12 protein-coding genes and 1 tRNA gene are annotated in these 17,345 nt (G+C 36.0%); 6 read left to right on the top strand and 7 right to left on the bottom strand.

The annotated features are described in order from the left end of the window. Positions 1-130: 130 nt before the first annotated feature. The 3 genes from infB to rimP all read right to left on the bottom strand — a co-directional run bounded on the left by infB (position 131) and on the right by rimP (position 4,863). Positions 131-3,019 carry a translation initiation factor IF-2 gene (infB, locus tag BUB25_RS07025; protein WP_072942267.1) on the bottom strand — a complete coding sequence of 963 codons (2,889 nt, stop codon included), beginning with the start codon at positions 3,017-3,019 and terminating at the stop codon, positions 131-133. Positions 3,020-3,131: 112 nt separating this feature from the next. After that, on the bottom strand, positions 3,132-4,385 hold the full coding sequence (gene nusA, locus BUB25_RS07020; protein ID WP_072942264.1) for a transcription termination factor NusA: 1,254 nt from the start codon (positions 4,383-4,385) through the stop codon (positions 3,132-3,134). A gap of 13 nt (positions 4,386-4,398) precedes the next feature. After that, complete coding sequence (gene rimP / locus BUB25_RS07015; RefSeq protein WP_072942805.1) at positions 4,399-4,863, bottom strand: ribosome assembly cofactor RimP; 465 nt, start codon at positions 4,861-4,863, stop codon at positions 4,399-4,401. A gap of 175 nt (positions 4,864-5,038) precedes the next feature. On the opposite strand from rimP, the gene BUB25_RS07010 reads away from it, so the two are divergent. Then, positions 5,039-5,863 carry a universal stress protein gene (locus BUB25_RS07010; protein ID WP_072942261.1) on the top strand — a complete coding sequence of 275 codons (825 nt, stop codon included), beginning with the start codon at positions 5,039-5,041 and terminating at the stop codon, positions 5,861-5,863. Positions 5,864-5,932: 69 nt separating this feature from the next. Here the strand turns inward: BUB25_RS07010 and BUB25_RS07005 are convergent. Next, positions 5,933-6,003 (bottom strand) — tRNA-Gln (locus BUB25_RS07005). 264 nt (positions 6,004-6,267) lie between these two features. Here BUB25_RS07005 and BUB25_RS06995 point away from each other — a divergent pair. Both BUB25_RS06995 and BUB25_RS06990 read left to right on the top strand, forming a co-directional pair. Further along, positions 6,268-9,561 (top strand): glycosyltransferase family 117 protein, encoded by a 3,294-nt coding sequence (locus BUB25_RS06995; protein ID WP_072942255.1) that lies wholly within the window; start codon positions 6,268-6,270, stop codon positions 9,559-9,561. Positions 9,562-9,652: 91 nt separating this feature from the next. Beyond that, complete coding sequence (locus BUB25_RS06990; RefSeq protein ID WP_072942253.1) at positions 9,653-10,288, top strand: polysaccharide deacetylase family protein; 636 nt, start codon at positions 9,653-9,655, stop codon at positions 10,286-10,288. Between the two features lie 23 nt (positions 10,289-10,311). On the opposite strand, the gene BUB25_RS06985 is transcribed toward BUB25_RS06990, so the two are convergent. Together BUB25_RS06985 and BUB25_RS06980 are read right to left on the bottom strand one after the other, a co-directional pair. Then, entirely contained in the window at positions 10,312-10,608 is a 297-nt protein-coding gene (locus BUB25_RS06985) for a thioredoxin family protein (protein WP_072942252.1), read from the bottom strand. A gap of 75 nt (positions 10,609-10,683) precedes the next feature. Then, positions 10,684-11,919 carry a metallophosphoesterase gene (locus tag BUB25_RS06980; protein WP_072942251.1) on the bottom strand — a complete coding sequence of 412 codons (1,236 nt, stop codon included), beginning with the start codon at positions 11,917-11,919 and terminating at the stop codon, positions 10,684-10,686. Between the two features lie 260 nt (positions 11,920-12,179). On the opposite strand from BUB25_RS06980, the gene polA reads away from it, so the two are divergent. Next, on the top strand, positions 12,180-15,035 hold the full coding sequence (polA, locus tag BUB25_RS06975; protein WP_072942250.1) for a DNA polymerase I: 2,856 nt from the start codon (positions 12,180-12,182) through the stop codon (positions 15,033-15,035). Between the two features lie 75 nt (positions 15,036-15,110). Here the strand turns inward: polA and BUB25_RS06970 are convergent, their stop codons facing one another. Next, positions 15,111-16,136, bottom strand: a complete 1,026-nt coding sequence (locus BUB25_RS06970) for a LacI family DNA-binding transcriptional regulator (protein WP_072942249.1) — start codon at positions 16,134-16,136, stop codon at positions 15,111-15,113. A gap of 352 nt (positions 16,137-16,488) precedes the next feature. On the opposite strand from BUB25_RS06970, the gene rplM reads away from it, so the two are divergent. Next, positions 16,489-16,944: a 50S ribosomal protein L13 gene (rplM, locus tag BUB25_RS06965; RefSeq protein WP_072942247.1), complete on the top strand. Its 456-nt coding sequence runs from the start codon at positions 16,489-16,491 to the stop codon at positions 16,942-16,944. Further along, a complete protein-coding gene (gene rpsI, locus BUB25_RS06960) occupies positions 16,944-17,330 on the top strand; it encodes a 30S ribosomal protein S9 (protein ID WP_072942245.1) in 387 nt (128 codons plus the stop codon). Before rplM ends, rpsI begins: the two co-directional genes overlap by 1 nt. The last annotated feature ends 15 nt before the right edge of the window (positions 17,331-17,345 follow it).

The following is a 17,345-nucleotide window of genomic DNA, read 5'->3' as shown; positions in this document are numbered from 1 at the left end:
CAATATCATTTTATTTATCCATCTCTAAAAAAGACTTTTTCAACTCTCTGGATCTCGCTTCTAAATTAAAACCATAATACAATAAAAAAATCCCGACGAATCGGGATTTTTTTTATTATAAATAGAAATTCTATTTCAACTTCTTTTTGATTGCTACTTCATGATAAGCTTCAATAACATCCCTTTCTTCGATGTCGTTGAAGTTTTTAATTTGAATACCACAATCGTATCCTTTTGCAACTTCTTTCACATCATCTTTGAAACGTTTCAGAGCCAGTAACTCTCCTTCATGAACCACAACACCATCTCTGATAATTCTAATCTTAGCATTTCTGGCAATTTTACCATCCATAACCATACATCCAGCAATTGAACCTACTTTAGAGATTTTGAATATCTCTCTGATTTCAGCAGTTCCAAGAACTTCCTCTTTCATCTCAGGAGCAAGCATTCCTTCCATTGCATCTTTCAAGTCATCGATTGCTGCATAGATAATTGAGTAATAACGGATATCGATTTCTTCCTTGTCAGCAAGCTGTCTTGCATTTCCAGCAGGACGAACATTAAATCCGATAATAATTGCATCAGAGGCAGAAGCCAACATAACGTCAGTCTCCGTAATTGCTCCAACACCTTTATGAATGATATTAATTTGAATTTCCTCAGTCGACAATTTAGAGAACGAATCAGATAAGGCTTCCACAGAACCATCAACATCCCCTTTAAGAATTACATTCAATTCTTTAAATTGACCCAATGCAATTCTACGTCCAATTTCATCCAATGTGATATGTCTTTGTGTACGCACTGATTGCTCACGCATCAACTGAGAACGTTTGGCAGCAATTTGTTTTGCTTCTTTTTCGTCTTCAAAAATATTGAACTTATCTCCAGCAGTTGCTGCACCATCCAAACCTAAAACAGATACTGGGGTCGAAGGGCCGGCTTGAGTAACAATATTCCCTCTTTCATCATGCATGGCTTTAACCTTACCATGATGCTTACCTGCTAACATATAATCTCCCACTTTAAGCGTACCATGTTGTACTAATATAGTCGAAACATATCCTTTCCCTTTATCTAAAAAGGCTTCAACAACAGTACCTTGAGCCGCTTTATTTGGATTCGCTTTTAAATCTAATACTTCGGCTTCTAGCAATACTTTTTCTAATAATTCCTTAACACCTGTACCTATTTTTGCAGAGATATCTTGTGATTGGTATTTTCCTCCCCAGTCCTCAACAAGTAAATTCATACCTGCTAATTTCTCTTTAATTTTTTCTGGATTAGCATTTGGCTTATCCACTTTATTGATTGCAAATATAATTGGCACACCAGCAGCTTGAGCATGACTGATTGCTTCTTTAGTTTGCGGCATAATATCATCATCCGCAGCAATTACAATAATTGCAATATCTGTAACTTGAGCACCACGTGCACGCATCGCGGTAAACGCCTCGTGACCTGGTGTATCAAGGAATGCTATTTTTTGTCCATTATCCAAAGTTACTCCATAAGCACCGATATGCTGTGTAATTCCACCCGACTCACCTGCGATAACATTTTCTTTACGAATATAATCCAGCAAAGATGTTTTACCGTGATCCACGTGCCCCATTACAGTAACAATAGGCGCTCTGAAAACTAAGTCTTCTTCTTTATCTTCAACTACTTGAATTGCTTCTTCAATATCAACAGTAATAAACTCAACTTCGTAACCAAATTCATCCGCTACAATCGTTAATGTTTCCGCATCAAGACGCTGATTTTGGGTAACCATAATTCCAAGAGACATACATGTTCCAATTACTTTTGTAATTGGCACATCCATCATTATAGCAATTTCACCAACAGTAACGAACTCAGTAACCTTAATTGTTTTACTTCCTTCTTCTATCGCTCTTTGCTCTTCATCCGATTTTTGACGGTGTGTATCTCTTTTATCTCTTCTGTATTTTGCTGCTTTAGATTTTCCTCCTTTTTTACCTTGAAGCTTCTCTAAAGTCTCACGAATTTGATTTTTAACTTCTTCTTCGGTAGGCTCTACTTTAGCTACAATTGCAGGTCTGTTTCCTTTTACGAAACCAGGTCTAGAACTTCTGTTAGCACTAAAACCGCCACCACCAGTATTGGGTGTAATCTTATTAGGATTTGGTGCACCAGGAACCCCAGGAGGTCTTGGCGTACCTGGCTTAGGTGCGATTCTTTTGCGTTTATTTTTATTTGCCGCTCCGGCAGCTCCAGGCGCACCCGGTTTATTTGGAGTGATTTTCGGCTCTTCTTTTTTCTTTTTTGGTTTGTTAAACTGAGACAAGTCAATAGTTTGCCCAGTCAACTTAGCACCCGATAATTTTTGATACTGAGTCGTGATCGCCTCTTCAACAGGAGCTTCATCCGATTTCGGAGCGGCTTTTGTTTCCGGAACTACTACTTTTGACTCTTTAGCAACAACCTCTTTCTGAACCTCTTTTACAGCTTCTTTTGCAGGCTCTTTTATCTCAACAACAGGTTTTATCTCTTTTACGTCTGAAACAGGTTTTTCAGGAGCAGCTTGTTCTTTTTGAACAGGTTTTTCAGCGACAATCTCAGTTTTTGGAACTTCAATATTTTCAGCGACAACTTTTGGAGCTGGTGTAACAACTGCTTTCTTTGGATTAAGATCAATTTTCCCAACTTGAACAGGACCCGTTACAACCGCTTTCGCTTTTATAACTTCTTGTTGCTGTTTTAATCGTTCTTCATCCTGCTTGCGTTTATCCTCAATCTCTTTTTCTCTCTCTACACGCAAAGCCTCTTTTTCTTTTCTCTTCTCTTCGCCTACTTCTTTTGAAGCCTCTTTTTTCCCTCTGTCACCTGCAAACTGACCGCACAAGACATTGTATACATCATCAGAAATTTTTGTGTTTGGATTTGCTTCAATAGCAATTCCCTTATCTTTCAGATAGTCCACAGCTCTTTCTAAAGAAATATTCAATTCCCTTAAAACTTTGTTTATTCTAATAATTCTCTCTTCAGACATAAAACCTTTTTATTATTACCTTTTTTGTTATTCCTCACTTTGCTCCCAAATCGATACCTATCGAATTAGAATTCATTGCAAAATGGCACGTTTATCGTTGAAGACCCCTTGACTAACTATCAAATTCTTCTTTCAATATTTTCATTACATCTAGAATCGTTTCCTCTTCTAGGTCTGTTCTTCTTACTAAGTCTTCTACATCTTGCTTCAAAATACTTTTTGCTGTATCCAAACCAATTTTTGCAAATTCTTCAATAACCCAGTCTTCGATTTCATCTGAAAACTCTGTCAATTCAACATCGTCTTCATCAGCAGTAGCACCAGCTACATCACCCTCGCGGATGACATCTAACTCATAACCTGTCAATAAACCAGCCAATTTAATATTATGACCACCTCTACCAATTGCTTTAGAAACCTCTTCCAATTTCAAAAACACTTCCGCTCTTTTTGTTTCTTCATTAATTTTAATTGAAGAAACTTTTGCAGGGCTTAATGCTCTTGTAATAAACAGCTGTATGTTATTAGTATAGTTAATAACATCAATATTTTCATTTCCTAGCTCGCGTACAATACCATGAATACGAGACCCTTTCATTCCCACACAAGCACCCACTGGATCAATACGATCATCATAAGAATCTACAGCTACTTTTGCCTTTTCACCTGGAATTCTTACTACTTTTTTCACCATGATTAGGCCGTCAAATACTTCAGGAATCTCTTGTTCAAACAATTTTTCTAAAAACTTCTCAGAAGTTCTAGACATAATAATTTGAGGTTTATTTCCTTTCAACTCAACGCTTTCAATAATTCCACGGACATTATCTCCTTTACGGAAAAAGTCAGATGGAATTTGCTTTTCTTTTGGCAATACGATTTCGTTTCCTTCATCATCGACCAAAATTACAACTCTTGGACGTACATGGTGTACTTCGGCAGTATAAATCTCTCCAATTAAATCTTTAAATTGTTTGTAAAGATTCGTATTGTCGTGTTCATGAATTTTAGAAATCAAGTTTTGACGCAAAGCCAAGATAGCTCTTCTTCCTAAATCAATCAATTTCACCTCTTCAGAAACCTCTTCGCCAATTTCAAAATCCGCTTCAATTTTTCTAGCCTCAGTTAAAGTAATCTCTTCATTTTCAAAATCCAAATCTTCGTCAGCAACAATTACCCTTCTTCTCCATATCTCCATATCCCCTTTATCGGGATTGATGATGATATCGAAGTTATCATCCGAACCGTATTTTTTCTTCAATGCATTTCTAAATACATCTTCTAAAATTGCCATAAGCGTTACACGATCAATAAGTTTATCATCTTTAAACTCCGAGAATGAATCGATTAATGCTAAATTTTCCATGCGAATTCTTTAATTAAAATGTTACTGTAACAATTGCCTCTTTAATTTCTGTATAAGGTATCTGTTGCTCCTTCTGTACTGTTTCTTTTCCTTTTCCTACTTTTTTAGGTTCTCTCGCCTTCCAAGACAAAATTATGAAATCTTCGTTAGCATCAACCAATTCAGCTTCAATTTTTTCAGTATTTGTAGTCACAATCAACGTTCTACCAATATTTTTCTTATACTGACGAACAATTTTCAATGGCGACCCTACTCCCACTGAAGCCACTTCCAGAGAAAAATCCTGTTCTTCTCTATCTAAATTACTCTCTATTGCACGACTAACATCAATACAATCCTGCAAAACCACACCATTATCATCGTCTAAGGTCACAATAACCTTAAAAGCATCCGTAATAGTTACGTCAATCAAAAAAAGCGATGGCCTTTCTGATAGCGCTTCCGACAATAATTTATTTACTTTTTCTTTAAATACCATAATTTTATAAAAAGAGGGGACATTTAGTCCCCTCATTATCTAGATTTTAATAAATAACGGTGCAAATATAGTGTTTTTTTTTATAAACCTAAATAATTGATCACTCTTAAAATATTTCTTATCTTTATGGAAGTATAAAAATAAAGATTTTTCCCATACCCTAACCCTTCCAACCATGAAACGAATTCTTGTTCCAACTGACTTTTCATCACATGCCGAAAGCGCTTTGAAAATAGCCGCCCAAATTGCAAAAAAAAGCAATTCGGAAATATTCCTTCTCCACATGATTGAAGTTCCTAGTCAAATGAACGACGCTATTACTGGCGCCACCGGCATACCAGAAACAATGCTATTCATTCAAAAAGCAAAAGAAACACTCCAAAAGACCAAGGAAAAAGAATTCCTAAAAGACATTCAAATAACCGAACAACTAAACTTCGAAAGGGCTCACGAAGGAATACTATCTTTTAGTATAAAAAACAAAATTGATTTAATCGTCATGGGATCACATGGCGTTTCCGGCATCGAAGAAATCCTTATAGGATCCAATACCGAAAAAGTAGTACGCCTTTCTGACGCTCCAGTATTGGTCATTAAAAAAAATACAACCGAATTAAAAGCCGAGAATTTTGTATTCGCCTCCGATTTTTCAAAAGAAACAAAAAAACCATTCAAAAAAATGCTTGAATTCGCTACCCTATTTGACGCAAAACTGCATCTTACCATGATCTGCACACCTAACAGCTTCAAAACAACAGCGCTTTCTGAAAAAATAATAAGTGATTTCATCGCTGATTTTGACCTTAAAAACTACACCACTCACATCTACAACGATGTCAATATTGAAAAAGGAATCATCAACTTCTCGAATAAAATAGATGCTGACTTAATCGGATTATGCACCCACGGCAGGACAGGAATGGCACATTTTTTCACAGGAAGCATAAGCGAAGACTTAGTAAATCATGCCGCTAAACCGGTTATCACTTTCAAGATATAAAAGGATCAAGAACAAAAACCCAAACTTTAGGCCATAAAAAAAGCCTCTCAAATCTGAGAGGCTTTTTTGTTGGTCTACAAGGACTCGAACCTTGAAAGACTGCACCAAAAACAGTTGTGTTACCATTACACCATAGACCAGTATTCTTCAGCTTAGCATCTATTGTTCTGCTTAGCGAGTGCAAATTTAATACAAATTTTAGTTTGCGCAAACTTTTAGAACATTTTTATCAAAAAAATTTTCAATAAAATTTCAATTCTCAAAATTACTTTACAAAATCCACTGACAACCAAATAATTAACATTTCGAACCGGATTTACAAAAATTTTGTTAATACCTCGGGCATTAAACAAAAAAACATTTTCTTTGTATCTTGCAAAAAAACTAAAATTTAACACGTAAATATGGCAGCATTCAATTTCAATAAGTGGAACACGATCATAGGTTGGTTTACATTTGGAATCGCATTAATAACTTACACACTCACCGTAGAACCCACAATGAGCTTTTGGGACTGTGGAGAATACATTGCTACCGCAGCAAAACTTGAAGTAGGACACCCACCGGGAGCTCCTTTATTCCAAATGATTGGTGCCTTTTTTGCCATGTTTGCCGCTTCAGACCAACATATTGCTTTAATGGTTAACATGATGTCTGTATTCTCAAGTGCCTTTACTATATTATTTATGTTTTGGTCTTCCTCGATGATCTTGAAAAAACTCATCACAGCATCCAATGCTTCACAACCAGAACAAAAACTAAGCAAAAACGATGCTATAGTTATTCTAGGAAGTTCCTTTGTAGGATCGCTCGCCTATACCTATTCAGACAGTTTTTGGTACAATGCGGTAGAAGCTGAGGTTTATGCCATGGCTTCTTTATTTATTGCCTTACTATTTTGGCTTGGATTACGCTGGGAGCAAGACATGGACACTCCCAGAGGGAACAAATGGCTACTTCTTATATCGCTTGTTATAGGATTAACTTTTGGCGTGCACTTTATGGCGCTTTTAACGATTCCTTCCATTGGTTTATTGTACTTTTTCAAAAACTACAAAACCGTTACAGTCAAAAATTTCATTATTGCCAATATCGTCGTAATTTCGATTCTACTTTTCATTTTTAAATTACTGCTACCGTTAACCATGGCCTTTTTTGCCGAAACAGAAGTATTTACTGTTAATGCGCTGGGAATGCCTTTTAACTCCGGAACCATTTTTGTTACCATCCTTCTTATTGCCCTATTTTATTTTGGACTAAAATACACTCAAAATAAAGGCTTAGTTACTTACAACACCTTAATATTATGTATTCTTTTTGTTCTAATTGGATTTTCAACATGGACAATGCTTCCTATCAGAGCTAATGCTAATGTAAACATTAACGAAAATAAACCTTCAGACGCACGTGAAGTTTTAGCCTATTACAATAGAGAGCAATACGGTTCAAATCCATTGTTCTACGGCCCGCAATACACGGAAACTTTTGCAGGATTAGACAAAAACAAACCCTATTTAGACAAAGCACCTAATTACGAAAGAAACTATAAAACAAAAAAATACGAAATTGTAAATAATTTCAAAAATGCTGAACAAAATAGTGACGATAATCAGAAGACTTTCTTACCTAGGATGTGGAGTTCTGATCACATTGTAAACTATATGAATTTCACCAATCCTCCGCAATTCACCCTAAATCCTAATTATCCTTATGAAGAAGATTTAGCACAATACGGAATTGATGCAAGTCAACTTAGCGAAGAGGATTACAACAAAGCTGTAGCCCAACTTAAGCACGAGATTGAAAAAATAGTTAGCGAATTCAGACAGGCTTATGCTCAAAAACAAATTGACAACGACGGCTATGTAAAATTTCTTAAAAGTTATGGTGATTATTTAATCATTCAAAAACCTACAACCGCAGACAACCTAAGCTTCATGTTTGAATACCAATTTGGATACATGTACTGGAGGTATTTGATGTGGAACTTTGTAGGGAGGCAAAATGATGTACAAGGAAGATACGATTATCTTGACGGGAACTGGATGAGCGGCATCAAGTTCATGGACGAACTTCATTTAGGCTCACAAGACAACCTGCCTTCGGACGTATTAAACAACAAAGGACGCAACACCTATTACTTCCTACCTTTCCTTTTAGGACTAATTGGCCTAATGTACCACGCTAGCAAAGATCGAAAAAGCTTCTACGTTTTACTGGTGCTGTTCCTTTTTATGGGAATTGCCTTAAAAATCTATCTAAACGAAAGGCCTTTTGAACCTAGAGAACGTGATTACGCCTTAGTAGGATCTTTCTATGTTTTTGCAATATGGGTAGGATTTGGAGTTTATGCCTTATACGATAGCGCCAAGAAATATTTAGCGCCTAAAATAGCAGGGCCTGTTATTATTGCAGCAAGTTTATTGGCAGCTCCAGTACTGATGGCTTCACAAAACTGGGATGACCATGACCGCTCTGGAAAATATACAGCAACAGCAATGGCAAAGGCTTACCTTAATTCATGCGAACCTAACGCCATACTATTTACCATAGGCGATAACGACACCTTTCCGCTATGGTATGCCCAAGAAATTGAAAAAGTCAGAACCGATGTAAGGATTGTCAACACGAGTCTTTTCATGACTGATTGGTACATTGACCAAATGAAAGCCAAAACCTATGAATCAGACCCTCTACCAATCTCCTTTACCCACGACCAATATGTAGGAGATAAACTAGACTATGTTGCGCATATTCCAAAAATAGAAAACAGATGGGATATAAAAGACCTTTTGAGCTTTATCAAAAATCCTAAATCTACTGTTGAAATGCAAAATGGACAAACGATTCATTTTTATCCAACGAATAAAATCAGGATTCCGGTTGACAGAAACAACATCATCAAAAACAAGGTGGTTGCCGAAAAGTATCATGATTCTATAGTTCCCTACATAGATATAGATATCAAAGGAAAAGCGTTGTACAAAAATAGATTAATGATGCTCGATGTCATTGCCAATAATAACTGGAAAAGACCTATTTATTTCAGCCCAGGCGCTTTTGATGACGAAGACTATCTTTGGATGAAAAACTATCTTCAATTGGACGGAATGGTTTACAGATTAATTCCGGTAAAAAACACTATTCCTAAAGACGGAAGCCCACTAGAAATGGGACAAATTGACTCTGAAAAAATGTACAACATCGTCATGAAATGGGATTGGGGAAATAGTGATAGTGATAAAATATATCATGATCCGGAAACCAGAAGAGAAAGTATCACATACAGAAGCAACCTATCTCGATTGATGAATCAGTTAATCGCTGAAGGTCAAAATGACAAAGCCAGAAAAATAATTGACTTAGCCATGACCAAAATGCCTCTTGACAAATATGGCTACTATTCTTTACTTGATCCTTTTGCAGCTGGCTATTATAAAATTGGCGAAAAAGCAAAAGCACAGGATCTTTTGAAAAAATTGATCAACAAATACAAAGAAAACCTTAATTACTACGGCAAATTAAAGGCATCTGAACAAACAGGTGTAGCCTATGACATCATAACTGATATCGAACGTTACAGAGGACTGCTACAAGTAATGAAAGAAAATAACGACCTTACTTTCTACAACGAAAGCAGAAAAACATTCAACACTTATACAGATATGTTTGAGCGTTTTGGTCGTGAAAAAGAATAATTTCTATATTTGTTTTACTTAAAAAAATGTGGTAGAATCAAGAGATTTTACCACATTTTTTTTATTTTTAATATTACAAAACTAAATACTAATGAGTTTTTATTGGATTAAAACAAATACAATCATTAAAAGAATATTTTCCAATTACATTTGGGATATCCCCAATAGGAACAATAAAATCTACCTAACTTTTGATGACGGACCCACACCTGAAATTACAGAATGGGTTTTGGAAAAACTGGATCAGCACAATGCCAAAGCTACTTTCTTTTGTATCGGAAAAAATATCGAAGCTCAGCCTATTATATTCAAAAAAATAATCGAGAAAGGACATGCAATCGGGAATCACACCTTTGACCATTTAAACGGGTGGAAAACAACAACAGAAGACTATTTAAACAACATCATTCTTTGCGAGCAATCCATTTTAAATCACAAAATGGACTCTAAAATTTTTCGCCCTCCTTACGGCAAAATTAACTCTGTTCAGTCTAAAAAATTAAGAAGAAAAGGATATAAAATCATCATGTGGGATGTACTAAGCGCCGATTTCGACCAAAGCATCACCAATGAAAAATGTCTAGAAAATGTAGTCGCAAATATAAAACCAGGTAGTATAATTGTTTTTCACGACAGCCAAAAAGCATACAATAATCTCAAATATGCCTTACCAAAAGTCTTGGATTTTATAGACAAAAACAATTTCAGTTACGAAATTATAACTTAAAAAAAGCTTTAAAAAAACACTCTTTAGAATTGCCCTTGAACAAGTCCTATTATAGTGTTAGCATCAAGCTCACCGGATTGCCTCCAAATCATTTGACCCTCTTTATAAATCATCAATGTAGGAAGGCCTTTAATTCTTAAAGCATCGGCCAGTTCTTGATTTTTATCTACATCAATCTTAATTACTTTTGCTTTGTCACCAAGAGCAGCCGCCACATCTCTGATAACAGGATGCATAGAAACCGATGATTCATTCCAGTCTGTGTAAAAATCAATCAACACAGGCACTTGTGCGCTTATAAGTTCTCCGAATTTTGACATAAAATCAATGAATTTAATTTTTAAATCTACTAAAAAAAATAGATATTAATTTACAAATGTAGCATTTTTAACGAATTATGACACATTAGTCCCTTTTTTTAGCTCGACAACCGTTATTTCAGGCATAATCCCAACCCTTCCAGGATAAGCATGGTATCCAAACCCTCTATTTACATAAACATATCTTCCTAAATTTTCATACAAACCAGCCCATTGAGCATACACATACTGAGCTAAACTCCATTTAAAATAGCCTGGAATTTCAATCCCAAATTGCATCCCATGTGTATGCCCCGAAAAAGTCAAATGAAAATTCTTTTCATGATTTTTAATTTCATAATCCCAATGACTCGGATCATGACTCATCAAAATTTTAAAATCTTTCTGATCTACCTCTTGCGAAGCCTTGTTTATATCACCGGCTTTTTTGAAATTATGCCCCCAATTCTCCACTCCAATCAAAGCAATTTTATCCTCTCCTTTATAGATATACGCATGCTCATTCAACATCAATTTAAAGTCAATCTGACCATAAAGATCCTTTATCGCCTGAAAATTCTCTTCTTTCGCTTTTTCTGTTGGCCAGGTAACATATTCACCATAATCATGATTCCCTAAAACAGCGAATTTTCCATATTGGTGGCCTTTGATCCCTTTAAAAACATCTATCCAAGGATGCATTTCCTTAGCATCTGTATTAACTATATCTCCAGTAAACAAAATCATATCCGAATCCTGCTCATTAATCAAATCGATCGCGTAATTTATTTTTTCTGGATTATCAAAGCTACCGCTATGCACATCTGATATTTGAGTAATCCTAAAACCATCAAAAGCATCTGGTAAATCCGGAAAAAAAATACGCTGCTTTATCACCTTATAATTATATCTCCCAACAGTTATACCATAAATCAGCGATAAAAAAGGCACTGCCGCCAGACCCAACCCTATTTGACTGACAAATTTTCGCCTAGAGGCCAAAAAACCTACTTCATCCTTCCTGTCAATCAAATAATTGACAGATCCTGCCCCCATCCTAAAAATATCCTCACCAAGTAAAACCAAAGCCAAAACCAACTTAGGAACATAAACAACCAATACCAAAGCCATGGCAAACATAGTTTGGCGGGTTTGCCCCACAGAACGGTCAAATTGCGTAAAGGAATAAATTATTACCACAAAAAGAAGCAGACTAAGAATTTGGTAAAAAACCAATACCCCTCTCGACTTTACCAAAGTTTTTAAAGCTTGAAAAGCATACAGCTCTATAGCAAGAAGAATTATACTTAATACTACTATTCGAAAAACCATTACAATTATTTTTGTTGACAAAATAACAAATTAAGAAAGCAATACACACTTTTATTAATCAATATTTAACTAAAACCGTACCATTCTACTCTGTCATGACAACTTAAATCACTCTGAATCAGCAACCCAGAACACTACCCCGCAAACATTCCATTAACAATCACCATTGCCATTCTAAAATGATTGACAGAAATAATAAAATCCAGCTCCCCATTCTATCGTAAGTTTTGTACTTTTGAAATCTTTACAAAATCACAATTATGTCGCAACAAAAACGCCTTTTCCTACTCGATGCCTACGCTTTAATTTTTAGAGGATACTATGCCTTCATAAAAAACCCGAGAATCAATTCTAAAGGGATGGATACCTCGGCCATCATGGGCTTCATGAATTCCTTAATGGACGTCATAAAAAGAGAAAAACCAGACCACCTGGCCGTTGCCTTTGATAATGGCGGAAGTCAATTAAGAAACGAAATCTATCCTGAGTACAAAGCCCATAGAGATGCCACTCCCGAAGCCATAAAAATTGCCGTTCCTTATATACAAGAATTATTAAAAGCGATGCATATTCCCATTATCGAAGTCAAAGGCTATGAAGCCGATGACTTAATTGGAACCATCGCCAAACAGGCCGAAAAAGAAAACTACCAAGTTTTCATGGTTACCCCTGATAAGGATTTTGCCCAACTGGTATCTGAAAATATTTTCATGTACAAACCTGCCCGAATGGGTAACGGCATCGAAATTTGGGGAATTCCAGAAGTTTTGGAAAAATTCCAAGTCGAAAGACCGGAACAAGTAATTGATTTCTTAGGAATGATGGGCGACGCCGCCGACAACATCCCAGGACTACCTGGCGTAGGCGAAGTTACCGCCAAGAAATTACTAAAAGAATTCGGCTCCATGGAAAACCTTTTAGCAAATACAGACAAGCTTAAAGGGAAAATGAAGGAAAACATTGAAGCCAATAAAGAAAAAGGATTATTATCCAAAACCTTGGCCACAATACTTCTGGACTGCCCAGTTGTTTTTGACGAAACCGATTACGAACTGTCAACTCCTGATGTTGAAAAAACAGACGCCTTATTCAACGAATTGGAATTTCGTAGAATGGCGGAGCAATTTGACGCCATATTCAAAAAAGAAGGAACAACCGTAACCAACAATACGGTTGACGATGCCAAATTATACAAAAAACAACTCCCGAAAGCTTTAGGGACAAAAAACGAAGATCAATTTGATCTTTTCGGAAGCGCTATTTCTGATGACCACTCCGAAGAAAAACATCATAAATACTTCAACACCCTGGAAGACACACCACATTCCTACCAAATTATCCAAGGTGATTTAGGTCTAAAGTTATTGTTACAAAACTTACTAAAACAACCTTCTGTTTGTTTCGATACAGAAACCACAGGATTAGACGCCTTGCATGCAGAATTAGTTGGAATTTCTTTCTCTTACGAAAAAGGCAAAGGATTCTACCTGCCTTTTCCAGAAAACCAAACTGAAGCCAAAGCTTTAGCAGAAAAATTTATTCCTTTTTTCGAAAACGAAACTATTGAAAAAATAGGTCAAAATATAAAATATGATTTAAAAATTCTTTCTAATTACAATATTAATGTAGAAGGTAAACTGTTTGATACCATGATTGCCCATTATCTGATAAATCCGGATATGCGCCATAACATGGACATTCTTTCTGAAACCTATTTGAAATATACCCCAAAATCCATCGAAGAATTAATTGGAAAAAAAGGAAAGAATCAAAAATCCATGCGCGAGGTTGAACTCGAAGACATCAAAGAATACGCTGTAGAAGATGCCGATGTTACGCTTCAACTAAAAGAACTATTCTCAGTCGAATTAGACAAAACAGAAACCAAAAAACTTTTTGACGAAATCGAAATTCCATTAGTCAAAGTTCTAGCCGACATGGAAAGAGAGGGAATCAATTTAGATGTTCCGTTTTTAAAAAGCATGTCAGTCGAAATGGCTGCCGAAAGCAACGCATTGGAACAAAAAATATACGAAACTGCTGGCGAAAAATTCAATTTGGCCTCGCCAAAACAACTGGGTGATATTTTATTTGACAAATTGAAAATTGGCGGTACCAAACAAAAGAAAACCAAAACAGGCCAATATGCCACTGGAGAAGAAGTCCTAAGTTATCTTGCTAATGACAACGAAATTGTACGTGACATTCTCGAATGGAGACAAATGGTCAAACTACAAAGTACTTATATTGATGCTTTGCCAAATCAAGTCGATGCAAAAACAGGACGTGTTCATACCGATTATATGCAAACGGTTGCTGCAACGGGACGTTTGAGTTCGAATAATCCGAACTTACAAAACATCCCAATTCGCACCGAAAGAGGACGACTGATTCGTAAAGCTTTTATTGCTCGTGATGAAAATCACACCTTGGTTTCTGCCGATTATTCCCAAATAGAACTGCGCATTATTGCCGCTTTGAGTGGCGAGGAAAACATGATAAAGGCCTTCCAAAATCATGAAGACATTCACAGATCGACTGCATCTAAAGTTTTTAACGTGCCGCTTGAAGAAGTAACTCGAGAACAAAGAAGCCATGCCAAAACAGTAAACTTCGGAATCATCTATGGCGTTTCGGCTTTTGGACTTTCGAATCAGACGAATCTTTCTCGTTCTGAAAGTGCCGATTTGATTGATGCTTATTACAAATCGTATCCAAGATTGAAATCGTATATCGGTGAGCAAATTGATTTTGCCAGAGATCATGGTTATGTACAAACGGTTTTAGGTCGTCGTAGGTATTTAAAAGATATTAATTCACAAAACGCTATTGTTCGCGGTGGCGCAGAACGCAATGCCGTAAACGCACCTATACAAGGAAGCGCAGCCGATATTATCAAAATCGCGATGATCAATATTCACAAAAAACTAACTTCTGAAAACTGGAAATCAAAAATGCTGCTTCAGGTTCATGACGAACTTGTGTTTGATGTTCACAACTCTGAACTCGAAAAAATCCAGCCTATGATAAAACACGAAATGGAAAATGCGTTTAAATTGACCGTACCCTTGGATGTAGAAATAGGAATGGGACAAAACTGGCTAGAAGCACATTAAAACCAACTAAAATATCTGTCATAAAAAAACCATCTGAATTCTCAGATGGTTTTCTCTTTTACATCTAATTAAAAATTAGCCTTTTTTAGTAGTTTCTCTTTCTTTCAATACCGTCTTAATGACAACGGTCTCATAAGGTTTGTTCTCCTCGTCAGATTCCAATCTATCAATAAGCAGTTTCGCAGCCACTTCCCCAATTTCAACACCATGCTGACTTACCGTGCTTAAACTTGGCGTCAAGCGCCTAGATGCCAAAATCCCATCTGCAAAACCAATAATAGCCAAATCCTCCGGAATACGAAAATGCCTTTTCAATCCCATTTTTAAAGCAGCAACCGAATCATTTTCGTCCAAAGCAAAAATTCCATCAATGATGTTATTCTCAAAGATCGCTTCGACCCTGCTCTTCATCTCCTCCTCAGAATTTGTGCGAATAATTATCCTTTCATTAATCGCGATATTATTATCCTTCAAAGCTTGTAAATACCCCTCAACTCTTAACTTCCCGACACTCAAATTATCAACAGAAGAAACCAAGGCAATATTCTTGCATCCCAAATCAATAAGATGCTGTGTGGAATTCATAGCCGAATCAAAATCATCAACAATTACCTTATCACATTCAACATCATTAGCAATCCTGTCAAACATCACTATAGGTGTGCCTTCATTGATAACATCTTTAAAATGTCCGTATTCATTAATCTCTTGTGCTTCTTCAGAAATTGACAAAATAAAACCATCAATCGTCCCATTGCTTAACATTTCAAGGGTGTGTGCCTCTTTTTCTAATGATTCATTAGAGATACACATAATCACATTATATCCTTTTTCATCGGCAACTTTCTCAATACCGCTAAATACTTTGGCAAAGAAAGAGTTTAAAATATTAGGAATAATTACGCCTATTGTTTTTGTTTTTCTGTTTTTTAGATTCAGACCAATAACATTAGGTTTATAATTTTTGAGCTTAGCGTATTCTTTTATTTTGATTTTGGTCAACTCACTAATCTCCGGACTATCATTAAGAGCTTTAGAGACTGTAGAGACAGAGACATTAAGCTCCTTGGCAATTTGTTTTAAAGTGGCTTTGACTTTCATAATTAGGCATTTATTGTCATTGTTAGTAAATTAATAAGCTACCGCTATTTTTTAGTCCCTTTACCAGCAACGCTTTTTAAGGTCAAAAAACGTCATTCTTTTTCTTAAAAAATACAGGTCAAGAACGCAATATAAAAATTTTATTTTTGACTACAAAAGTAATATAAAAATAGAAAAAAAACATGAACCAAAATCTCAAATAGGAAGCCATCTAAATCATTTGAAATATACAATTGATAATCAGCATAAAAACCATCAGAAATTATTCTTTTAAGGTATTTGTATTTAAAATAATTAATTGTACTTTTGCAACCCCTTTATTGGGGATGGAATGTTTAATTAAAATAATATTATGGACGCATTAAGCTACAAGACACAATCAGCAACAAAAGCCAACTCAACTAAAGAGTGGATTGTTGTAGATGCTGATGGTCATAACTTAGGTCGTCTTGCTTCTAAAGTCGCTATGATTTTAAGAGGTAAGTACAAGCCAAGTTATACCCCTCACGTTGACTGTGGAGATAACGTAATTGTTATCAACTCAGAAAAAATTAACCTTACAGGTAACAAAATGGACGAAAAGATTTACATGCGTCACACAGGTTACCCAGGAGGACAAAGAACTTTAACTGCTAAAGTATTGCAATCAAAAAACCCTGCATCACTAGTAGAAAAAGCGGTAAAAGGAATGTTACCTAAAAATAAATTAGGAGCTGAACTTTTCAGAAATTTAAATGTTGTTGTAGGTTCTGAGCACAAACAAGCTGCGCAAAAACCGAGAACAGTTAACCTTAACGATCTTAAGTAATGGGAGTTATTCACAAAATCGGTAGAAGAAAATGTGCTGTTGCACGTGTTTATGTTTCGGAAGGAACAGGAGTAATCACTGTAAACAAAAAAGAATTCGCAACTTATTTCCCAACAGCTACTTTACAGTACAAAGTAATGCAACCTATGTCTATGACAGAAAATGCAGCTAACTTTGACGTAAAAGTAAACGTTTACGGAGGTGGTTCAACTGGTCAAGCAGAAGCTGTAAGAATGGCATTAGCCCGTGCAATGTGCGAAGTAGGTGAAGGAAACAGAGCTATACTTAAACCAGAAGGTTTATTAACAAGAGATCCAAGAATGGTTGAACGTAAGAAATTCGGTCAGAAGAAAGCTCGTAAGAGATTCCAATTCTCTAAACGTTAATATTGCCTGTCTTGT

Origin of the sequence: Flavobacterium granuli (genome assembly GCF_900129705.1) — a bacterium.
Lineage (GTDB): Bacteria > Bacteroidota > Bacteroidia > Flavobacteriales > Flavobacteriaceae > Flavobacterium > Flavobacterium granuli.
This window is presented reverse-complemented; position numbering and strand designations above follow the sequence as displayed.

Coding starts and splice junctions, on each gene's coding strand:
- BUB25_RS06985 (WP_072942252.1), bottom strand. CDS start 10,608: ATGTCAAAATTCGGAGAACTTATAAGCGCACAAGTGCCTGTGTTGATT.
- infB (WP_072942267.1), bottom strand. CDS start 3,019: ATGTCTGAAGAGAGAATTATTAGAATAAACAAAGTTTTAAGGGAATTG.
- rimP (WP_072942805.1), bottom strand. CDS start 4,863: ATGGTATTTAAAGAAAAAGTAAATAAATTATTGTCGGAAGCGCTATCA.
- polA (WP_072942250.1), top strand. CDS start 12,180: ATGTCGCAACAAAAACGCCTTTTCCTACTCGATGCCTACGCTTTAATT.
- BUB25_RS06995 (WP_072942255.1), top strand. CDS start 6,268: ATGGCAGCATTCAATTTCAATAAGTGGAACACGATCATAGGTTGGTTT.
- BUB25_RS06970 (WP_072942249.1), bottom strand. CDS start 16,136: ATGAAAGTCAAAGCCACTTTAAAACAAATTGCCAAGGAGCTTAATGTC.
- rpsI (WP_072942245.1), top strand. CDS start 16,944: ATGGGAGTTATTCACAAAATCGGTAGAAGAAAATGTGCTGTTGCACGT.
- BUB25_RS07010 (WP_072942261.1), top strand. CDS start 5,039: ATGAAACGAATTCTTGTTCCAACTGACTTTTCATCACATGCCGAAAGC.
- rplM (WP_072942247.1), top strand. CDS start 16,489: ATGGACGCATTAAGCTACAAGACACAATCAGCAACAAAAGCCAACTCA.
- BUB25_RS06980 (WP_072942251.1), bottom strand. CDS start 11,919: ATGGTTTTTCGAATAGTAGTATTAAGTATAATTCTTCTTGCTATAGAG.
- BUB25_RS06990 (WP_072942253.1), top strand. CDS start 9,653: ATGAGTTTTTATTGGATTAAAACAAATACAATCATTAAAAGAATATTT.
- nusA (WP_072942264.1), bottom strand. CDS start 4,385: ATGGAAAATTTAGCATTAATCGATTCATTCTCGGAGTTTAAAGATGAT.